Source organism: Pseudomonas edaphica, assembly GCF_005863185.1.
In the GTDB taxonomy this organism is placed as follows: domain Bacteria; phylum Pseudomonadota; class Gammaproteobacteria; order Pseudomonadales; family Pseudomonadaceae; genus Aquipseudomonas; species Aquipseudomonas edaphica.
Genome location: NZ_VBVZ01000915.1, coordinates 1 through 1,687 on the forward strand (window position 1 = coordinate 1; position 1,687 = coordinate 1,687).

Here is a 1,687-nt window from a genome sequence, read left to right on the forward strand (position 1 = left end):
ATACTGACTCGCATGATCCTGAGTAGCTCTATACCTTACCTGAAACTATTTAATCCTTCATTGGGCGACTATATATTAGCGAGGTACTGTAAGAACGCACCAGCTTTACGTGCATGCTTTAGCAGCTTGCTAACTATGCAGTCTCTAACCACTATTTCCGAGTTGGTTAAGAACGGGTTTATTTCAAGCCGTTACGCAGGCGAATTTATTGATTTCACTTTTAGGCGTTTAGGGGAGCAAGAGTTTTTCGGGGTGTCAGGCGAGTACTTGGCAAATTTGTGCATGATAAGGGCTCAATACGTCCGCCCCCTGTGTGTTTCCGACAGTTCTCTTATTCGGGCAGTTGAAAAAATTCTAAGCGCTGACTGTGGAATGGGCTATATGTACTCCGCCCAGATAATTCTCTGGGCTCTTGACAAGGATATTGCTGGCGAGGACTTGTCTCGCATACAACGGTTTTTGTCAGTTGCTTTCGAAAATCACCCTTCGGATAGAGAAATGATTGCTCTTGGAGGAGTCGTAGCTCACATGATTCGGCACGGGTACAGCTATCTGGGTAACCTCTATGATGAAGTTGTTTCCTATCAGATGATAGAGGAGTTCGGAGATAACTTTCCTGAGGATCGAGTGTTCTCCGACATTAATACCGAGTCAAGTGCTAGGGCGAGACTTAAGGGGCTGATCTGTGAGTTGGCCGAAGAGTATGGCGCTGTAGATGTCTCCCATGTGGCTAGATCTGTTTATGACTCGATCGATCTGGAGCAGAAATTTTTTGAGCACTTCAATGAAGTAGATGCTGACTCACCTTCACCCTATGATCCACCTGTGAAGGCCAGGCCTCGTTTTGCCGATTTATCTAATGATGAAATAGATTACCTCTTTTATCGAAACGACGCTTGATTTGCTTACCTGTTGTCATGTCGTCGCGTAACTTCTAAATCATGAGATTGAATTGCCACATACCAACTATAGACTGGCTGTCGCATTACTTTCTTAGTTATGCGACGGCTCGGTTTTAGTAAAGCTTCAGATAAAAGCGGCGAAAATGGCCGCTCAGGCTAGTCTGCACCCAAGGTGGCTTCAGGCCGGTAGGCGCCCTAACGCCATCCCTGGCTCCCTTCGCAAAGCGGTCAAGGAGCTATTTCTAGTTGCTGAATAGAAGCTGTATCAGGGGCTGTGCGGTGGTACTGGGGCAAATCGTTAGCCGCTTAGAGCCGTGAGAGTGACCCGGTCAGTAAATACATCAGCTTCGCTTCGGACATCAATGCGAATTTAGGTGACCCCGCAGGCTCTAGTTTCTAAGTGGTGCGATAACTAAGCTGATGCTGGGAATCCTTCGTTTTGGCCAGCATGAGTCGACTATAGAGGCCACTGGCAAAAAGCAGCATCCTTGGAGACATAGGAACTGGGGTAGGCGGTCTCGAATGAATTGCGATCGAATTCTGGTTTGGCCTATGAGTGTCCTTGGCGAGCCTACATCAGAAAAGCTGCCCTAGATTCGAGCTGAATTTAGCTCGCGGTCATTTAAATTTTTGAGGCAAATTGCTATCATGAGCTATTGGCTCAAAATTTGAGTAGGCCCCGAATCGCATGCTTCAGCAATTCGGTAAATCAGGCGTGCAGCACCGCAGGGAATGCAAGCAAAATTGAAGATAATTGAACTCAGAAACTTTAAACGATTTTCAAA

At 46.5% G+C, this 1,687-nt stretch carries 1 pseudogene; it reads left to right on the forward strand.

Annotated features, from left to right (window positions below):
• Nucleotides 1-900, forward strand: a pseudogene (locus FEM54_RS32035) (hypothetical protein); the annotation flags it as partial.
• Nucleotides 901-1,687 lie beyond the last annotated feature (787 nt).